The organism is Winogradskyella aurantiaca, from assembly GCF_003362725.1.
Classification (GTDB): Bacteria; Bacteroidota; Bacteroidia; order Flavobacteriales; family Flavobacteriaceae; genus Winogradskyella_A; species Winogradskyella_A aurantiaca.
Window position 1 is genome coordinate 378379 of sequence record NZ_QKTV01000002.1, and the last position, 18896, is coordinate 397274.

Here is an 18896-nt window from a genome sequence, read left to right on the forward strand (position 1 = left end):
TGAATTTATAATACTTTTACATTATTAAAAAAGTTCTTTATGAAGACCATTGCCGTTATAATGGGGGGATACTCCAGCGAGTATGAAATATCGCTTAAAAGCGGAGAGGTAGTGTATGAGCATTTGGATAAAGATCTATACGAAGTCTTTAGGGTTCATATATTTAAGAACAAATGGGTGGTATTAGACGACGCAGGAAATGAATACCCAATTGACAAAAGTAATTTCTCAGCTTTAATTGATAATAAGATGAGAAACTTTGATTGTGTATTTAACGCCATTCACGGTTCTCCAGGTGAGGATGGTTACATGCAGGGTTATTTTGAGCTATTGGGAATACCTCATACCAGTTGTACGATGTATCAAGCAGCATTGACATTCAATAAACGTGATCTGCTTGCCACTTTAAAGCCTTACGGTATAAGATCTGCCGAAAACTATTATATCAATAAAGGGGATACAGTAGATGCAGCACAAATTGTATCAAAAGTTGGCCTGCCTTGTTTTGTAAAAGCTAATAGAGCAGGTAGCAGCTTCGGGATTTCTAAAGTTTATAAGAGTGAAGATTTGGAAGAGGCCATACAATCGGCCTTCAAAGAAGATCACGAAGTAATTATTGAATCCTTTTTAGATGGCACCGAAGTATCGGTTGGGGTCATCACCTACAAAGGAGAAATCATGGTCTTACCCATTACTGAAATAGTTTCAGAGAATGACTTCTTTGACTATAAAGCGAAATATCAGGGGGAGTCTCAAGAGATTACTCCTGCAAGAATTTCTAGAGAGTGGCAGGAAAAAGTAAGCACCATTGCCCGACAAATCTATATGGTACTAGGATTATCAGGATTTTCTAGATCAGAATTTATTTTTAAAGACGGGCATCCATATTTGCTAGAAGTTAACACAGTTCCTGGACTAACTGCAGAAAGTATTTTACCTCAGCAAGCTGCTGAAGCAGGTATCAATCTAAAAGACCTTTTTGGAAATGCCATTGAAGAGGCTTTGCAGAAATAATAAGTATCTTTGAATCTAAACATATTACTTAGTTTATGAGGCGTGCCTTATTCCCAGGATCATTTGATCCCATTACACTTGGTCATTTTGATATCATACAAAGAGGAGTTAAACTTTTTGACGAGGTCGTAGTAGCTATTGGAATTAATGCCGAAAAGAAATACATGTTTTCCTTAGAGGAACGACAACAATTCATAAAAGACGCTTTTAAGGACGAACCTAGAGTAAAGGTAGTTACTTATAAGGGGCTAACAGTAGATTTTTGTAAGGAAATAGATGCTGAATTTATACTTCGAGGATTACGCAACCCGGCGGATTTTGAGTTTGAGAAAGCCATAGCTCACACCAATAGAAAGTTGTCAAAAATTGAAACCGTTTTCTTACTTACAGCTGCAAAAACATCTTTCATTTCTTCTTCAATAGTACGAGATGTTATAAGAAATAATGGCAATTTTTCGATTTTAGTTCCGAAAAGCGTCAAAATAGGATGAAATTAGAAGTTCGCAATCCAATCCATATATTGTAACTTTTTAAAGAAAATGACTACATATAAGTATATTCTACTTTAATGTATCACAGAATTATTTTCATATTATTTCGGCTTAAACTGCTCCAACCGTCAAAGCGATACATGGAATTTTGGGCAAATCACGGTGAGGTGGATAAGCTTGAATACGCGCTGCAGAATGGGAATTATAAAACAAGGGAATATGCAGCCAACGGACTAAAAACTGCGGGAGACAAAGCCTCGACACCTCTGTTATTAAATGCCATAAACGATCCCATACATAAAGTTTCTATTGCAGCTTTAAATGCACTTGAAGCTATGGATCATAATAATGAACTTATTAAATCCATTACAAGTAGACGACTAAATTGGTTTAAGTATTATAGTGATAAGGAAAAAAGGGAAGCTGAAAAAGTAAAAAGAAAATACACTATTTACCGTTGGGAGCGCACCACCAAAAAGAATTTTGAAATGGTAAAGGAACGGCTAAAGCGGCCGATTAGATAATATTATTGCGTTTAGCTTTTTGTACAGCTTCAAGCTTATTATGAACTTGTAGTTTTCGATATATATTTTCTATGTGCTTTCGTATGGTGCCAACTGAAAGAATAAGGTTATCTGCAATAGCACTATAGCTAAGCCCTTTACTTAGTTGTTCTAATACCTGAACTTCACGATCTGTGAGTTTAATTGTTTCATGTTCGGTTTTATTTTCAATACATGAGGGGTTTCTTAGTAGTTTTAAAGTTTTAAGAGCAATTGAAGGATTCATTGCTGCCCCACCATTTAGAGTATCTCTTATCCCAGTGTACAATTGCTGTGGGTTAATATCCTTTAATAAATACCCATCAGCCCCCGCTTTAATAGCATTAAAAATATGCTCATCGTTATCAAATACGGTGAGCATTATAATTTTAATATGAGGATATTTTTGCTTGACAATTTCTGTGGTTTCAATTCCATTTAGAACAGGCATTTCAATATCCATTAAAATCAAGTCTAGATTAGAATTTTCACTAAGCTTTTCCAAAAGTTTAGACCCATTTAAGCAAGTCATTTTTAGATTAATATCGTCAAAGAAGGATAACTTGTCAGCTACAGCATTAATTAAAAAACTATTGTCGTCTACTATAGCAACTTTTATAGGCATCTTTTTTATTTCTAAAGTTCTTAATTTCTTATTGCATTCCTATACGCATTATTACGTATTTTCTGAGATCTGAAGTACAATAATGGTACCTTCATCAATAACAGAATTAATGTCAAGTTTGGCATCAATTTCCTTCGCTCTCTTACGAATATTATTTAATCCATTTCCCAGCGAATCTATTTCGGTATCAAAACCAATCCCAAAATCTTTAATTTCAAATGTCAAATTATGGTCATATTGCGACACTGAAAGTTCAATACGGTCAGATTTGGAATATTTTATTGCATTATTAAAAGCCTCCTGCACTATCCTATAAATATTAATCCCTTTTAATGAGGAAAAACTAAGTTCCATATCAACCGAGTTATCCAAATTTAAAGCAAATGCAGTGGTGGTTGCAGCTAAATTGGCCTTCTCAATGTAATTGCTAAAACGGGCCAAAAGATCTTCAAGAGTAACATCAGATTTATTCATAGCCCAAATTGTATCTCTCAATTCATGAATAGTGGCCGCTGTAAACTCACCAATTTGAGACAATTTTCCAGCTATGTTATCTGGAAGTTTTTTACCAAATTTCAGATTATCTAAGCTTGATATTACAAAAGTGAGTTGGGACCCAATATTATCATGTAAATCACGACTTATTCTAAGTCGTTGTTCTTGCAATTGATTTTGAGTTTCAATCTCAGCCAAAGCCTCTCGCAATTCACCGTCCTTTATCAACTGTCTGTTTTTGGCCCTTTGATTACTGTAAAACAAATAGCCTAAAAGAACTAGAACCACGGCCAACCCTACTAGTAATAAAATATAATTGTTCTTTTTACTGAGACTTAACTCGTTTTCTGCTAGACTTGCACGTTGCGACAAGATTTCCTTTTCCTTTTTTTCGGTATCGTATTTTGTTTCCAACTCAAATACCATTTTTGTCTTATCAGACTCAAAAACACTGTCCTTTCGTATGGTGTATAATTTGTGATAATTCCATGCTGATTTATAGTCATTCAAAGAGGCTTTTGATTCTGACAAATATTTATAGGATCTATATTCCCATTCTTTAAAATCATTTTCGATAGCTATTTTAAGAGCCTCTGACAATTGTCTATCGGCCTCCCTAAAATTTTCAATGCTCATTAAATTTTTACCGTACCCAATTTTAGAATTGACCAATTCATATAAATTATTGTCGACCTTAAATTGTTTAATACTGCTTTGGAAATCTGCTTTTGCTTCCTCATGATAACCGAGACTGTCTTTAGCAACAGCAATATTATTTCTCATATAAGGCACATACCGCGAATAACCAAGACTGTCGTATAATAATTCTGCACGCTTGGAGAAGACCATACTCTCATTATACCGCTCCATATTTAAAAGAAGCGACCCAATATTTCCTGTAGTTATTACTTCACCTATTACATAATTATTTTCTTGATAAATAGCTAAGGCTCTCTTATAATAGTCCAGAACTTTGTCATAGACTTTTTGTTTTTTATAGACGATTCCTATGTTAACATAAATCATAGGAATCTTATAAAAGGGAGATTCATAAGATTCAAAGATCCTTAATGCTTCAAAATAGTTTTCAAGTGCTTCTTTATAAGCTCCCTTCAAATCGAATATTATCCCTAAATTATTTAAGGAATTTGCCATTTGTAGACTATCGTTTATGCGTCTACTGATAGCCAAACTTTTCTGATGATAAAAGACAGCACTATCCAAAGAAGTTGCGGCTTCAAAGACATTGGCTAAACTATTATAAGCCGATGCTTCCCCTTTTAAACTTTTGATTTCTTTTGCTTTTTTAATAGCTATCTCTGAATAATGAAAGGAGCTATCAAGATTTGAATTTCGAAACTCCCAAGAAATCTCACCCAATGTACTAATCAATGAATCACCTAATTGTTTTTTACTAATAGATTTAAGACTATCTACCCTATCTGAAAAATTCTGACTAAAAGAGAGGCTCAGACTTAAAAAGATCAAGCCTATTGACAATAAATATTTCATCATGATTGATACAGTTGGAAATAAAATGCTGATGAATATAGTTCAAATAGATGATTACCAATAATTTATCTGTTTAAATACGCAATAAAAGCTTTTCATCAACAAACCTTTAAAGTGCCTGATGGAATTTCCGGACACTGTTAGAACTATTTTAGGCATTTGCACGAACCAGAAACCTCGAATATGCAATTGATGCCGATACAAAATTTAGAATCTGATTAAGCTTTGCTCCTAGTCCGTCGTTTACTGATTCTAACATTCGCTGTTGTACTTGTAATTCTTTCTCTATTCCAATTAGTCTATCTCTAAGCCTATTACTAGACTCTTGAATTAGTTGATAGTCTTCAATTAACTTACGTTGATCTTCATATTGCTTAGAAAAATGCTCCTTCCATTTGACAGCTTTAATTCTAGACTGTTGTTTAAAATAATTGTTTTGAGTAATGATTAACAAAAATATGAACAGAGCGACCAGGACTATTCCAATGACAATTGGTAACTGACACGATTGAATAAGCTCTAATTCTGATTCAAAGTTTTTATTTAAGTTAATCGTTGATTTATTTAAGACGGCCGTCAACTTTATCATTTGAAATTCTATTAGGAGGAAGGAAATAAAAAAGCATCAGCTCTAAAACGCAAATTGGCATTTTTAGAACTGATGCTCTACTTTAAAAGTATCGATTAATAGCAGTTTTAATATAGTATAAGTTTGCAATCTTTTGAATTTTCATCGTTACATTGTTATTTATAAACGATAAAATGAGAGCGCTATGAATAAGATTACTGAGATTAACGGTTCTAGAGAAAGTCCAAATCAAATGATCCTTCACTAATGACTTTAGTGGTATTATCATTAGAATTTTGTCCTGTAAAATTGAATGTTCCTTTTACCCCAGAATCAGATTCTTCAGAAATATTAATTTCTCCTATAACTCCTGAATTGGCATATGGTGCTGCCCATGTCGGAGAATTAAGTGGATTGGTAATATTTGGTTCCGTATACACAGCTGTAATAAAAACATTATTATCCGAAATTTCATAGGTGCCTTCGCCTGTGTAACCCACAATGGTCATACTAATGGCTTGATCGGCCGAATTTCCTTGTAATGTTAAAGTAAACTGACCATTAACATCTACCTTATTGGCAAAAGAGGTGATCTGTAATGAAGTGAATGAAACTCCATCGATTTTTGCAGTTAATGTTCCAGAGGCGGCATTTCCATTTTCACCGCCATCGTCATCACTAGAACAGCTGGTTAAACTTAATGTTGAAATTAGGGTTAGGCATAGCAATAGTTGTTTGATCGCTTTCATTGTGTATTGAATTATGATTAATAGTGAGACAAAATTGTCGTAATAATGAATCTTAATCAATACGACGAAATGCGTATATCGGAATAAATAATTGAATACGAAATACTTATATCTTTAGATGTGGTATTTTTTGAAGCAGCACTTCCCCTTTTTCTTTTAACTGCTGTAAAAAGGCCTGATGCTGGGTTGATTCTGGATTAAAAGGTCGATGACTCATTCCTTTTAAAAGGTCTTGTACTTCCTTATAAAGTTTCTGAGCCTCATCACTTAACCAGCATTCTCTGAATTTATCCCAAATGTAATCAATAGCTTGTTCACTAGGATGAACCATGTCGCGTTGATAAAAACGATAATCACGTAATTCATCCATCATCAATTCATAGGCTGGGAAGTAAAAAGCATCTTTAAATTGATTAATAACACTGTGAGTGGCAGCTATAAGGTGCGCTTTACTTCGACTGTTTTCACTGTAACCATCTTTAATATGCCTAATTGGTGATGTGGTGAATATAAACTTACAAGTTGGATTAACATCCTTGACCAGCGCCATAATACTTTGTAAAGAATTCTGTATCTCTTCTACAGACAACAACTCTTTTAGAAATTTTTTCTGCGGTATTTTGTGACAATTGGCCACAATCATATCGGTTTCTATAAAACGATATACCCAAGAAGTACCGAGGGTAACAATCAAATGAGAACAATCGATTAGTTGGTCTCTGGTAATGTCTAAGGCCTTATTCAATTCTAAAAGTACTTGCTCAGAATCTGTACAATTAAACTGTGAATGCGCTTCTAAGGACAGGTATAACGAGTTATGATACTTTAAGTCAGAAACTTGATAATGAGTTTTGTTGATTGCTCGAGTAAGGCATTTTTCAATAGCTAAAGGGTGAAATAAAACCCCAAAAGGATTTTTTAATGCTTGAAACTGATAGTCTCTAAGCTTTGAACCAATTGAATCCGCGAAGCAGGAACCCATTAAGAGAAGCCTTGAATTATAATCAATCTGATTATGCCGCATTCTTTTAATTGGCACCTGAGTCCTAAATTCCATTATCTTACTCTATAAATGATCTCACGGCCTTTAATGCCTCATCTAATCCAGCAGGGTTTTTACCACCCGCAGTTGCAAAAAATGGCTGACCGCCTCCACCTCCTTGAATATGCTTACCTAATTCTCTAACAATCTGTCCGGCATTTAATTCGCGATCTGTAGCTAATTCTTTTGAAATGTAGCAGGTTAAAATGGCCTTACCACCATGATCAGAACCGAATAGTAGAAACAAGTTATCCTTAAGAGCCCCCATATCAAATGCAAGGTTCTTAGAAGCCGCAGCATCAAGATCCAGCCTAGTAGCTAAAAAGTTAACACCATTAATATCTTGAGTCTTCGCCAATAAATCGGTTTTAAGGCTCTTAACCTTATCCCTTTTTAAACCTTCAAGTTCTTTCTTAAGTTGTGCATTCTCATTCTGTAATTGAGAAATGGCTTTGGCCGGTTCATTGTTGGATTTGAGAACCTCTTTAACAGCTATATAGTTTTGCTCCACCTCTTCAAAATACCTGCCAACTGCTCTGTTGGTAATGGCCTCAATCCTTCTAATTCCTGCCGCAATAGCACTTTCTGATTTAATTTTAAAATACCAAATATCCCTGGTATTCGAAACATGGGTCCCACCGCATAACTCCATGGATTTTCCAAAACGAATAGCTCGTACTACATCTCCATACTTTTCACCAAATAGGGCTAAAGCTCCTTGATCCAAAGCCGTTTGTAAAGGAATTTGGCGCTGTTCCTCCAGAGGAAGTCTGTCTCTAATCCGGGCATTGACAAAGTCTTCAATTTCCTGGAGCTCTTCAGGACTTACTTTCTTAAAATGCGAAAAATCAAAGCGCAAAGATTTAGGTTGAACTAGTGATCCTTTCTGCTCTACATGTGTCCCTAATATGGTCCTTAAAGCCTGATGAAGAAGGTGTGTAGCAGTGTGATTACAAGCGGAAAGGTGTCTGCTTTCCTCACCAACAATTGCCTTGAACGTTTGTGTAAGGTCCTTAGGAAGAGCCTTCGTTTCATGAATAATCACATTATTCTCTTTCTTGGTGGTCCATATATAGATAACATCTCCATTTGGCGCCTCCAAAGCACCACCATCACCAACCTGACCACCACCTTCAGGATAAAATGGGGTTAAATTAAAGACTAAATGATAACGCTCCTCTTTTTGCTGAATCACCTTACGATATCTGGTAATTCGTACATCAGCAGTTAAAACATCATAACCAATAAACTCTTCTATGTCGTCGTCTTCAAGAATTACCCAATCCGAAGTTTCTGAAGCAGCTGCCGCTCGAGAACGATCCTTTTGCTTTTGCATTTCTGATTCAAATCCTTCAGTATCAACTTCATAACCCTTTTCCTTGGCTATTAACTGGGTTAAATCTAAAGGAAATCCATAGGTATCATATAACTCAAAAGCACGCTTTCCTGAAACAAGTTCGCCTTCAGTTGTCTTATCCAAGACTCGATCCATCATCATCAAACCTTGATCTAAAGTCTTTAAGAACGATTGTTCTTCCTCTTTTATAACGTTGTGAATAATTCGTTCCTGAGCTTTTAATTCAGGGAAAGCCTCATATAGTTGGTCACTTAGTGTCCTTGAAAGCTTATAGATAAAAGGCTCTTTCTCATTTAAAAAGGTAAATCCATATCTAATTGCACGTCTGAGAATACGTCTAATAACATAACCTGCCCCTGAATTCCCTGGCAATTGTCCATCTGCAATTGAGAAGGCCACTGCCCTGATGTGATCGGCTATAACACGAATAGCAACATCGACCTTGTCATCCTTACCATAGGTAGAATCTGTAATAGTTTCAATTTCACGAATTAGAGGAGTAAACACATCGGTGTCGTAATTTGACTGAACACCTTGTAACACCATACACAAGCGCTCGAAGCCCATACCAGTATCAATATGTTTATAAGGAAGGGATTCCAGACTGCCATTGGCCTTTCTATTGTACTCCATAAAGACCAAATTCCATATCTCAACAACCTGAGGATGGTCCATATTCACCAGATCCTTACCATCAACTTGAGCTCGTTCTTCATCAGTACGTATGTCCACATGAATCTCACTACAAGGCCCACATGGTCCTTGCTCACCCATTTCCCAAAAATTATCTTTTTTGTTCCCTTTTAAAATACGGTCTTCAGAAATGTATTTCTTCCAGATATTGAAGGCCTCTTGATCCAAAGACAATCCATCTTCCTTATCTCCTTCAAAAATGGTGACATATAACTTATCCTTGTCAATTTTATAAATCTCAGTAAGCAACTCCCAGGCCCAGGCAATGGCCTCTTCTTTAAAATAATCTCCAAAACTCCAATTGCCCAACATTTCAAACAAGGTATGATGGTACGTATCATAACCGACCTCTTCCAAATCGTTATGTTTACCTGAGACACGTAAACACTTTTGAGAATCTGTAATTCTTGGTTTCTTTGGTTCGGCATTTCCCAAAAAATATTCTTTAAAAGGGGCCATACCCGAATTAACAAACATTAGGGTAGGATCGTTTTTCACAACCATCGGGGCCGATGGCACTACTAAATGATCTTTGGATTTAAAAAACTCTAAGAATTTAGATCTTATATCCCTGGATTTCATATGCTTATCTTGCACATTATCATTTGTTTAATCTTATACTTTATTTAAACCAAGCAGATGGCTAGTTTTCAAAATAGTACAGATTACAAGAGATAATGCATTTTTATTAAATTTGTTCTTCGTCTATTGTTTGCGTATGTACACATTGAACACAGCTCTGCATTGAGATACAGGTTCATTTTAGCTGCAAAAATAGCATAATTTGATTTATGGCTAAGGTAAAATACTACTACGATCCAGATACACTTTCTTATAGAAAAATAGAGAAAAAGAAACGTCGTACCTTCACTTATGCGCTCGGTTTTGTGGTCGCTTCGGCATTATTTGGATTTATAATAGTAGTTATAGCTAGTTATTACATTCAATCCCCTAAAGAACGTGAATTAGCTCGGGAATTGGAGAATATGGAACTGCAATATGAGCTTCTAAATAGGCGCATGGATGATGCCATATCTGCCCTTGAAAATGTAGAAGAACGAGACAATTCGATTTACAGACTCTATTTTGAAGCCAATCCAATACCTAAGGAGCAACGTCGCGCTGGTTTTGGTGGTGTCAATCGATACAAGAAGTACCAGGGCTATGACAATACTAGATTGATAGCGGAGAGTAATCAGAAATTAGACATCTTGGAGAAAGCGATTGTGGTGCAGTCTAAATCCTTAGATGAGATCGCTAAACTAGCTGAAGATAAAGAGAAATTTTTGGCTGCAATACCGGCTATTCAACCTGTAAGGAATAAAGATTTAACGCGTATGGCATCTGGTTATGGTTACCGAACCGACCCATTTACTAAAGTTAGAAAATTCCATTACGGTATGGACTTTACGGCTAAACGAGGAACCCCTATCTATGCCACCGGTGATGGAGTTGTTACCAGAGCAGATAACAGATCCTCTGGGTATGGCAAACATATTAGAATAGATCACGGTTATGGTTATGTGAGTCTCTATGCGCATTTGTACAAGTACAATGTTCGAAAAAACCAAAAAGTAAAGCGTGGTGACATTATAGGATTTGTTGGTAGTACCGGACGTTCCCAGGCTCCTCATTTGCATTACGAAGTATCTAAAGATGGTAATCGAATAAACCCCATTAATTTCTACTATGGAAATCTATCCGCAGCAGAATTCAATGAATTGCTCCAACAGGCCTCTTTAGAAAACCAATCACTAGACTAAGATGCAAATAGATTTACCAGAGAAACGTTATTACGGTATTGGGGAAGTGGCCAAAGCATTTGATGTCAATACATCGCTCATACGATTTTGGGAGAAAGAATTTGACATTCTTAAACCCAAAAAAAATGCCAAGGGCAACCGAAAGTTCACTCCAGAAGATATCAAAAACTTAAAGTTTATTTACCATCTGGTTAAGGAACGGGGCTTTACCTTAGAAGGAGCTAAAATTCATTTAAAGGAAAACAAAAAACAATCTTTAAATACCTATGACATCATTTCAAAACTGGAAAATGTCAAGGCCGAACTCTTAAAAATTAAATCAAATCTTTAATCAATAAGTATTATGAAAAAGTGGCTTCCATTAATTATTGCGGTAATTGTAATATTTGGAATTTATCGCTGGGCTGTAGGCTTTAACAATACTGCAGTCGAATATGAAGCAAATGCCAAAACAGCATGGTCCAATGTAGAAAGCGCCTATCAACGACGCAACGATCTCATAGGTAATTTAGTTAAGACCGTACAAGGAGCTGCCGATTTTGAGCGCAGCACCCTGACAGAAGTTATTGAAGCCCGATCCAAAGCCACCTCAGTGAATATTGACGCTAACAACCTAACACCAGAATCGATTTCGGCATTTCAAAATGCACAAAGTGGCTTATCTGGTGCCTTGTCTAAATTACTTGTTTCAGTTGAGCGTTATCCTGAGTTAAAGGCCAATCAAAACTTCCTGGAACTGCAAAGTCAGTTAGAGGGTACGGAGAACCGTATAAACGTAGAACGAAATCGTTACAATGAAGCAGTGAATACCTATGACATCCACACTACCAAATTTCCAGGGACCCTTCTTGCGGGAATTTTTGGATTTGAAGAAATGCCCAGATATAAAGCAGACCCAGGCAGTGAAAAAGCTCCTGACGTAGATTTTAATTTCGACTAAGCATGTCTCTACTTGAAGACTTTTTATCAGCCGATGAAGAATCTCAAGTAATTGAGGCCATTAGACATGCCGAAAACAGAACTTCTGGTGAAATTCGAGTTCATTTAGAAAAAACCTGGGATGGAGATGTCTACGAACACGCTCTCGAGATATTCTATGCTTTAAAAATGGACAACACCAAGCAGCAAAATGGCGTCTTAATCTATGTCGCTGTTGAAAAGCGGCAATTTGTTATTCTTGGAGATAAAGGTATTAATGACCTTGTTGATGATGATTTTTGGAACAGTACCAGAGATCATATTGTGGAGCATTTTAAAATGGGTGCCTACGCCAAAGGTCTTATCCAGGGCATAAAAGAGGCTGGGGAAGCTTTATCCAACTTCTTTCCCTGGGAGCATGGAGATACAGACGAATTAGACAATTCTATTTCAAGAGGCTGATGAAGACCATATTATTTTTATTTCTATTGAGTTATGGCTTTGCTGTTAGCGCTCAGTATGAAATACCTCCTATCCCTAAAGACCAGACTAGTCTTTATGATTATTATAATTTACTGAACCCAAGTCAAAAAAAGGCACTTGAGAACAAGTTGGTACGATATTCAGATTCTACCTCAACTCAAATTGTTATCGCTATTATTGCATCAACAGAGGGTGAGTACATCAATTATTTAGGAGCCCAATGGGCAGAACAATGGGGAATTGGCCAGGAAAAGGAAGATAATGGCATTTTAATTTTATTAGCGAGAGATGACCGTCAAATTGGAATTAATACTGGTCGTGGTATTGAGCCCTATTTGACAGATGCCTTAAGCAAGCGCATCATCAATCGTGATATCATCCCTTATTTTAAGAAAAACGACTATTATGGGGGCCTTGATCGTGGCACAGATGCCATTTTCGAGGTGTTATCAGGCACCTACAAAGGCACTAGAAAAGCATCCAATGAAGGCTCTCCTATTGGGTTTATTTTCATCCTAATTCTATTTATCATTATTATTATTGCCCTGTCCAAATCTAAGGGTGGTGGAGGCTCAGGTGGACGACGCAGACGATCTGGCGGTCTCCTTGAAGCTATCATCTTGAGCAATATGGGACGTGGCAGCTACTCAAGTGGCTCTGGAGGCTTTGGAAGTGGCGGAGGTTTTGGCGGTGGTTTTGGCGGTGGCAGCTTTGGTGGTGGCGGTGCTTCTGGTGGCTGGTAGACTAACGTTTCAGAGCAAAGTGGCCTGTTAACACCCTTCCCTCTTCTAACTCAGCAATAAACCAATAGTCGTTAGCGGGTAAAAGTGATCCATTATAAGTTCCATCCCAAAAGGAATTGGTAGTGGTTAATGTTGTTATTAATTTTCCATGTCTGTTAAAGATTGAAACCACACCTACAAAGGGGAAATTACTATTAAAGCCTGAAATACCCCAGGTATCATTTCTGCCATCACCATTGGGTGTGAAAAATTTAGGATACCCAACAACCGATACCTCCTCTGAACTGACACCGCATCCACCTTTAATATCCTTTACATAAACAGTGATTACACCTGGAGGTACATTGGTGAATATGTTGGATGATTGGAATGGCCCAAAAGCGCTGTCTATAGAATAGATATATTCACCAGATCCAGAAACGTCAACTGATATCGTATTTAATTCACCAACCGGATCAACTTCTATTTCCTCAATCATGGCCACCTCCGAAGGCAAAACAGTTATGGTCCTAAAATTAGAACAACCCATAACCTCAGAAACTTCTACACTGTAGGTCCCTGGTTCATTAACTTCAATTGCTATAGTTGTTTCACCTGTAGACCAGTTGTAATAGTAATTATTAGGAATACCTTCAAGCAATCCTCCATCAATAACTATGGAATCAGGGAAAGAATTCAGACAGTAATAAACAGTCTCATCGGGCTTGAGCTTGGGAAGCCCCCTCACTACTAATTCAACTTCATTAATTCCAAAACAATTATTCCCCTCTTGCAAGCGAACATAAATAATCTGGTAATAAGGCTTGGTATTGCTATAAATGGTTGGTAGTTGATTACTTTGTGTCAAGGCATCTTCATATGATTCGAAATAAGCCGTTGTAACTCCCGACCCAGGATTGACATTTACCTGATCATCAGCTTCAGATAAATCGAATGTAGTAAAACCATCTTCTTGAAAATCATCACATTCTTCTAGATAGGCACTATTGGATTGCGCCGCTGTGACATTTAACTCTATTTGACTGACGTTAACACAGCCTGTTATTGTATTTCTGACTCTGGCAAAAACAATTTGTCCATTAAATTGATTCGTATAAACCTGACTGTCTATGCGTTCTGTTAGCAGAGCATCTTCGTAATGCCAAACTTCCCGGTTTGTTAAATCCCCACCGGCAACATCATTATCATATAAAGAGAGATTGAATAGTGAAATACCATCAGAATCACCTTCACTATCGCATTGCGTCACAGATTGATTAATGGCATCTGGAATATCATTAATAGAAACACTCAGCGGAGAGACTCCACCAACAGGACAGGATAAAAACCTCGGAGAAATCCAGAATGTTTGACTAGTATTTAACGTCACAGTATAGGTCTCACCAATATGAAGCAAGTTATCCGCAGCAGGAGAATCATACCAGTAATACGCATCTGCATTTCCAGAAACAGAAAGTTCGTGAGTGCCAGGTCCACAAACAGATAAATTTACAATTTCAACTTGAGGCATATTAATTACCGAGCTAGCCGATAAGCTTATTTCAGGTTCATCGGGCATACCTCCAAACTCAATAATATAGCCTCTGGGGTAATAGGGATTGCTTGGATCAGTTCCTCCTGAATCAATTGGTAGATCATTCCAAGACCCAAATAAATCCGGATCAATATTATTACCACATCCAGCAACTGAATTGTCGGTAATATGTGCATAGTCCTCATTACCGCCAAAATCGTTAGGTTCACCACAATTCCAGAAAGCAAACTGACCTGCCGGAGGAGCACCACTAACGGCTCCTTCCCAAAAAACAGTTCCCGCTTCGGGGCCCGTGACCCATTTCCAAATTCCTTCAGTTTCCTCATCCGAACCACCAATCCATCCTGTTCCTGGACTCTGCTCACCAGCCAGTTGCGCTTCTTCCTGTGAAGTTAAGGTGACCAGATATCCTTGAAGCCCAAAATACGTTTCCGCTGCGGCAGCATCACGTGCCTCATTCCAACTTATACCTGAGGCAGCAACGTACTGATAGTAATGGCCTGTAGATGGTAAATAACTAGCGGTACCTAGATTTATTGAGATTGATCTATTTGCTGTGTAAACCGATTGATCTGTCTGAAAGGCTACATTTTCTATGGCCACTTCATAGGCATCAAATGTTGCTGTCCCAGAAAGTGTGAGTATTCCTTCGGATGGTGACCATGTACTTGTAATACCAGATCCTGTTCCGCCAAATGTTAGAAGATCCTGGCCACCTTGATAGCCTTCAGAAATTTGAATAAAAACCTGGTCCAAAGTACCACTGGTTGAACTACCGTTGGTAATTTCCACCGATTCAACAATTGGTATTGGAGCTTCTGGACAATAGTATTGATTGTGCGTCACTGTAATACCTAAGACTTCACTACCTTGAGGAGGCGGACCCTGGGCAAATGAAATGGCAGAAACTAAATGAATAAGGTATACTATTCTAAGATTTGGACGGCGCATCAATGCTCGTTATTTTTTTCGCATATAAACTGTAACGGGAATGCCATGAAAGTCAAACTGTTCTCGGAGTTTATTTTCCAGAAAGCGTTTATAAGGATCTCTAACGTATTGTGGTAAATTACAGAAAAATGCAAATTGGGGTTGCGGTGTTGGCAATTGGGTAATAAATTTAATCTTAACGTATTTTCCCTTGTAAGCAGGTGGTGGGTTCTTGTCAATAATTGGTAATAAGGTATCATTTAGAACACGTGTTTTTATACGCTTAGATCTATTTTTATACACCTCAACTGCCGTTTCTATAGCTTTAAAAATCCTTTGCTTGTTTAAAACCGAAATAAATACAATTGGCACATCGGTAAATGGAGCTATCTCTTTCCGTATATGATTCTCAAATTCTTTGGCAGTTTTATTATTCTTTTCAACCAAATCCCATTTGTTAACCAGAATAACCACTCCTTTTCTATTGCGCTCAGCAAGCCAGAAAATATTTTGTACTTGCCCATCGAAGCCACGCGTTGCATCTAATAAAAGTAAACATACATCGGCATGTTCGATGGCTCGAATACTTCTCATAACCGAATAAAACTCAAGATCCTCCTTAACCTTGGATTTTCTTCTAATTCCAGCGGTATCAACCAAATTAAATTCAAATCCAAACCTATTGTACTTGGTATCGATTGAATCCCTTGTGGTACCAGCAATATCGGTTACAATATATCGGTCTTCGCCAATGAGTGCATTTATAAAGGATGATTTACCAGCATTTGGTCTACCAACTACCGCAAAACGAGGTAACTCATCAACCTCTTCTTCCACATCATCTGGCAGAACTTTTACCAAAGCATCTAGGAGCTCTCCAGTACCACTGCCATTTATACTGGCAATATTATAATACTCACCGAGCCCTAGACTGTAGAATTCAACAGCATCCTCAGCTCTTTTATTATTATCTACTTTGTTTACAGCTAGAAAAACAGGTTTCTCAACTTTCCGCAAAAGTTTGGCTACTACCTCATCCATTCCCGTAACACCAGACTCCACATCTACCATAAAGATAATGGCATCGGCCTCATCAATAGCTAATTCTACCTGTTTATCGATCTCGGCTTCAAATATATCGTCACTTCCAATAACATATCCGCCAGTATCAATTAAAGAAAACTCTTTTCCGTTCCAATCACTCTTGCCATAATGACGATCTCTGGTCACTCCACTCACAGCATCCACAATAGCCTCTCTTCTTTGAATTAGTCTATTAAAAAATGTGGATTTTCCAACATTTGGCCGTCCTACAATGGCTACTAAATTTCCCATACTAAAAAATTGGCTACAAAGGTAGAAAAAAACCCAAGGTAGCTAGCTAAATATCAGATATAAAGCACCCTTATATGCTCAACCGTGCAAGGATAATTTGAATAGTTCTTGTTAATTGCCTTGTTAATAAAACAAGTATTCTAAAACCAACTAACCTCGGCTTTTTCCTAATTTTATAGCATCAATCGTCACTAATAAAAATGTCTAAATCCAATATCTTCCTCATTTTCCTATTATTTCTTGGAGTCAGTTCCTATTCTCAATCTGTTAATCACACAGTCTCCAAAGGAGAAAATGTTTACAGGATTTCCTTAAAATATGGTGTTAGCATACAGGATATATATTCAGCAAATCCAGGTTCTGAAACGGTTATAAAGCCAGGACAAATTCTTATCATTCCAAAACCGAATTCCGGATCGACACAATCAACTTCAGGAACCTCATACGTTGTAAAAAAGGGTGAAACAAAATATGGCCTTTCGAAGCGTTTTGGCTTGACTATTCAAGAATTAGAATCCAGAAATCCTCAAATTACAAATGGCCTTTTAGAAGGACATGTATTAAATGTCCCAGAAAATTCCACCCCCGCACCTCAACAACCGGTAATAGCACCCGGTCCTAACACACATACCATTAAAAAGGGGGAGACCATGTGGAATATTTCACAATCTTACGGATTAAAGGTACAGCCAGTAATTGATGCTAATCCAGGTATAGACATTAACGATCTTCAAATTGGCCAGGTGATTCGAATTCCAGAAAATGGTTCTTTAAATACCGAAAACTCGATCGCTAGTTCTGAAACCGGTTCTGAGGATGATGAAGTTGAAGATGAAAAGGGCAATATCACATATCAAGACTATACTATAAAACCTAAAGAAACTCTATATGGATTGTCCAAAAGAGCTGGTATGACTATGGATGAGTTTGTTGTTTTAAATCCACAATTAAAGAATGGAGTAACCAAAGGTACCGTCATAAAAATGCCAAAAGGTACCACTATTGAAAACTCAGAATCAGAAATTATAACCGAAGTTGCAACTCTTGAGCCATCAATTGAAGATTCCCCTTCTCTACTAGCCGACATTGATAAAAGCCAAACTAAAGAGGTGGTTTGGTTAATTCCACAATCTTTAAGCAACCTATCTAACTTTAAAAACAATAGCGCTAAAGCTTATTTTGAAGGTGGTCATCTGGCCATCAATGATCTAAAATCCCAAGGGTTCAGTATTGAAGAGACTATAGTGGACGTGAGTTCAAAAACCAGAAAAGAATTGAATCGTTCAATATCAGATGCAGACCTAGTTATTCTTTCTGGCGAAATGGAAGGCATTTCTAATAATCTTGAACTTAAAAGTGATGCAACACTATTAAATTTAAGTAGTCAACCTCTATCATCAAAGCGTTTAAATTTAAATCCAATTGCCAACTTCAGTAAGCAAGCCAAAGCCATACTTGATTTTGCTGATGCCAAAAATGCGAACATTATTGTCATCAATGATTCTCGCCGCAGTCGGGACAAAGCTATAATTGAAAATTTAGCTCCTCAAGCGGGATTTGTAAAAGTAAAATCCAATGACAGCTTCAAAGAATCTGACTTGACTGATTTACTCGTTGCGAGCCGATTGAATTTTGTAATTATCAACAGTGACAAGACCAGTGTTTTTCTGAATGCTACCAATTCACTTTTAAGACAATACGCTAGAAATGATGTACAACTCGCCGTATTAAATGCTTCGTTAATTCCCAATAATGACCAAATTTCAGATAAACGGTTCAGGATCCTAAACCTAATGTTTCCTTCGATGATTGATCTTGAAAAAATCACACAGGAAAGCGGATTTCAGAAACAGTACAAATCAGAATATAATAACAACCCATCAAGCTATGCCTGCATTGGCTATGATGCCTCATTAGATGCCTTAATGAGAATATTCAATCGTAGTGGGGCAGAAGCAACTCTAACTAAGAGCTACTCAGATCTCAATTACCTTCAGTTAGAATACGAGTCCAGCAATAACAACTCTGTATTTAATGAGAACATACTTCTGTTTAAATACCACTCAGATTCTGGTTTTGAAAAACTGAAGTAATCCGTTGTA

General features: G+C 37.1%; 17 protein-coding genes. 9 read left to right on the forward strand and 8 right to left on the reverse strand.

Translation table 11 applies throughout. The annotated features are described in order from the left end of the window. The first annotated feature begins 39 nt into the window (after positions 1-39). From DN064_RS05950 to DN064_RS05960, 3 genes are all read left to right on the forward strand, one after another. Positions 40-1014: a D-alanine--D-alanine ligase gene (locus DN064_RS05950; protein WP_115461709.1), complete on the forward strand. Its 975-nt coding sequence runs from the start codon at positions 40-42 to the stop codon at positions 1012-1014. Positions 1015-1049: 35 nt separating this feature from the next. Next, the gene (coaD, locus tag DN064_RS05955) at positions 1050-1505 is read left to right on the forward strand and encodes a pantetheine-phosphate adenylyltransferase (RefSeq protein ID WP_115461710.1); all 456 of its coding nucleotides are present in this window, start codon (positions 1050-1052) and stop codon (positions 1503-1505) included. Between the two features lie 140 nt (positions 1506-1645). Beyond that, positions 1646-2029, forward strand: coding sequence for a HEAT repeat domain-containing protein (locus tag DN064_RS05960; protein ID WP_232827397.1), 384 nt, complete (start codon positions 1646-1648; stop codon positions 2027-2029). On the opposite strand, the gene DN064_RS05965 is transcribed toward DN064_RS05960, so the two are convergent. From DN064_RS05965 to alaS, 6 genes are all read right to left on the reverse strand, one after another. Continuing rightward, a complete protein-coding gene (locus DN064_RS05965) occupies positions 2022-2672 on the reverse strand; it encodes a response regulator (RefSeq protein ID WP_115461712.1) in 651 nt (216 codons plus the stop codon). The genes DN064_RS05960 and DN064_RS05965 overlap by 8 nt on opposite strands. Positions 2673-2723: 51 nt before the next feature. Continuing rightward, entirely contained in the window at positions 2724-4682 is a 1959-nt protein-coding gene (locus DN064_RS05970; protein WP_115461713.1) for a tetratricopeptide repeat-containing sensor histidine kinase, read from the reverse strand. Between the two features lie 148 nt (positions 4683-4830). After that, positions 4831-5268, reverse strand: a complete 438-nt coding sequence (locus DN064_RS05975; RefSeq protein WP_115461714.1) for a hypothetical protein — start codon at positions 5266-5268, stop codon at positions 4831-4833. Between the two features lie 212 nt (positions 5269-5480). After that, positions 5481-5996, reverse strand: coding sequence for a DUF6252 family protein (locus DN064_RS05980; RefSeq protein WP_115461715.1), 516 nt, complete (start codon positions 5994-5996; stop codon positions 5481-5483). Positions 5997-6102: 106 nt separating this feature from the next. Further along, the gene (locus DN064_RS05985) at positions 6103-7020 is read right to left on the reverse strand and encodes a GSCFA domain-containing protein (RefSeq protein ID WP_232827399.1); all 918 of its coding nucleotides are present in this window, start codon (positions 7018-7020) and stop codon (positions 6103-6105) included. A gap of 37 nt (positions 7021-7057) precedes the next feature. Beyond that, on the reverse strand, positions 7058-9670 hold the full coding sequence (alaS, locus tag DN064_RS05990; protein ID WP_115461717.1) for an alanine--tRNA ligase: 2613 nt from the start codon (positions 9668-9670) through the stop codon (positions 7058-7060). Between the two features lie 209 nt (positions 9671-9879). On the opposite strand from alaS, the gene DN064_RS05995 reads away from it, so the two are divergent. The 5 genes from DN064_RS05995 to DN064_RS06015 are packed head-to-tail and all read left to right on the forward strand — an operon-like array spanning position 9880 to position 12995. After that, positions 9880-10851, forward strand: a complete 972-nt coding sequence (locus tag DN064_RS05995) for a M23 family metallopeptidase (RefSeq protein WP_115461718.1) — start codon at positions 9880-9882, stop codon at positions 10849-10851. Between the two features lies 1 nt (position 10852). Next, the gene (locus tag DN064_RS06000) at positions 10853-11182 is read left to right on the forward strand and encodes a MerR family transcriptional regulator (protein ID WP_115461719.1); all 330 of its coding nucleotides are present in this window, start codon (positions 10853-10855) and stop codon (positions 11180-11182) included. 12 nt (positions 11183-11194) lie between these two features. Further along, positions 11195-11791, forward strand: coding sequence for a LemA family protein (locus DN064_RS06005; RefSeq protein WP_115461720.1), 597 nt, complete (start codon positions 11195-11197; stop codon positions 11789-11791). 2 nt (positions 11792-11793) lie between these two features. Continuing rightward, positions 11794-12231, forward strand: coding sequence for a TPM domain-containing protein (locus DN064_RS06010; protein ID WP_115461721.1), 438 nt, complete (start codon positions 11794-11796; stop codon positions 12229-12231). Next, positions 12231-12995 carry a TPM domain-containing protein gene (locus DN064_RS06015; protein ID WP_115461722.1) on the forward strand — a complete coding sequence of 255 codons (765 nt, stop codon included), beginning with the start codon at positions 12231-12233 and terminating at the stop codon, positions 12993-12995. The genes DN064_RS06010 and DN064_RS06015 overlap by 1 nt, the downstream gene beginning before the upstream one ends. 1 nt (position 12996) lies before the next feature. Here the strand turns inward: DN064_RS06015 and DN064_RS06020 are convergent, their stop codons facing one another. Next, on the reverse strand, positions 12997-15480 hold the full coding sequence (locus DN064_RS06020) for a T9SS type B sorting domain-containing protein (protein WP_115461723.1): 2484 nt from the start codon (positions 15478-15480) through the stop codon (positions 12997-12999). 9 nt (positions 15481-15489) lie between these two features. Further along, positions 15490-16794: a ribosome biogenesis GTPase Der gene (gene der, locus DN064_RS06025; protein WP_115461724.1), complete on the reverse strand. Its 1305-nt coding sequence runs from the start codon at positions 16792-16794 to the stop codon at positions 15490-15492. A 200-nt stretch (positions 16795-16994) separates the two neighbouring features. On the opposite strand from der, the gene DN064_RS06030 reads away from it, so the two are divergent. Further along, the gene (locus DN064_RS06030; protein ID WP_115461725.1) at positions 16995-18887 is read left to right on the forward strand and encodes a LysM peptidoglycan-binding domain-containing protein; all 1893 of its coding nucleotides are present in this window, start codon (positions 16995-16997) and stop codon (positions 18885-18887) included. The last annotated feature ends 9 nt before the right edge of the window (positions 18888-18896 follow it).

Excerpts from the sequence above, each read along its gene's own strand:
- coaD (WP_115461710.1), top strand. The coding sequence starts at position 1,050 with ATGAGGCGTGCCTTATTCCCAGGATCATTTGATCCCATTACACTTGGT.
- der (WP_115461724.1), bottom strand. The coding sequence starts at position 16,794 with ATGGGAAATTTAGTAGCCATTGTAGGACGGCCAAATGTTGGAAAATCC.
- DN064_RS05960 (WP_232827397.1), top strand. The coding sequence starts at position 1,646 with ATGGAATTTTGGGCAAATCACGGTGAGGTGGATAAGCTTGAATACGCG.
- DN064_RS06015 (WP_115461722.1), top strand. The coding sequence starts at position 12,231 with ATGAAGACCATATTATTTTTATTTCTATTGAGTTATGGCTTTGCTGTT.
- DN064_RS06000 (WP_115461719.1), top strand. The coding sequence starts at position 10,853 with ATGCAAATAGATTTACCAGAGAAACGTTATTACGGTATTGGGGAAGTG.
- DN064_RS06005 (WP_115461720.1), top strand. The coding sequence starts at position 11,195 with ATGAAAAAGTGGCTTCCATTAATTATTGCGGTAATTGTAATATTTGGA.
- alaS (WP_115461717.1), bottom strand. The coding sequence starts at position 9,670 with ATGAAATCCAGGGATATAAGATCTAAATTCTTAGAGTTTTTTAAATCC.
- DN064_RS05970 (WP_115461713.1), bottom strand. The coding sequence starts at position 4,682 with ATGATGAAATATTTATTGTCAATAGGCTTGATCTTTTTAAGTCTGAGC.
- DN064_RS05950 (WP_115461709.1), top strand. The coding sequence starts at position 40 with ATGAAGACCATTGCCGTTATAATGGGGGGATACTCCAGCGAGTATGAA.
- DN064_RS05975 (WP_115461714.1), bottom strand. The coding sequence starts at position 5,268 with ATGATAAAGTTGACGGCCGTCTTAAATAAATCAACGATTAACTTAAAT.
- DN064_RS05965 (WP_115461712.1), bottom strand. The coding sequence starts at position 2,672 with ATGCCTATAAAAGTTGCTATAGTAGACGACAATAGTTTTTTAATTAAT.
- DN064_RS05995 (WP_115461718.1), top strand. The coding sequence starts at position 9,880 with ATGGCTAAGGTAAAATACTACTACGATCCAGATACACTTTCTTATAGA.
- DN064_RS05985 (WP_232827399.1), bottom strand. The coding sequence starts at position 7,020 with ATGCGGCATAATCAGATTGATTATAATTCAAGGCTTCTCTTAATGGGT.
- DN064_RS06020 (WP_115461723.1), bottom strand. The coding sequence starts at position 15,480 with ATGCGCCGTCCAAATCTTAGAATAGTATACCTTATTCATTTAGTTTCT.
- DN064_RS05980 (WP_115461715.1), bottom strand. The coding sequence starts at position 5,996 with ATGAAAGCGATCAAACAACTATTGCTATGCCTAACCCTAATTTCAACA.
- DN064_RS06010 (WP_115461721.1), top strand. The coding sequence starts at position 11,794 with ATGTCTCTACTTGAAGACTTTTTATCAGCCGATGAAGAATCTCAAGTA.
- DN064_RS06030 (WP_115461725.1), top strand. The coding sequence starts at position 16,995 with ATGTCTAAATCCAATATCTTCCTCATTTTCCTATTATTTCTTGGAGTC.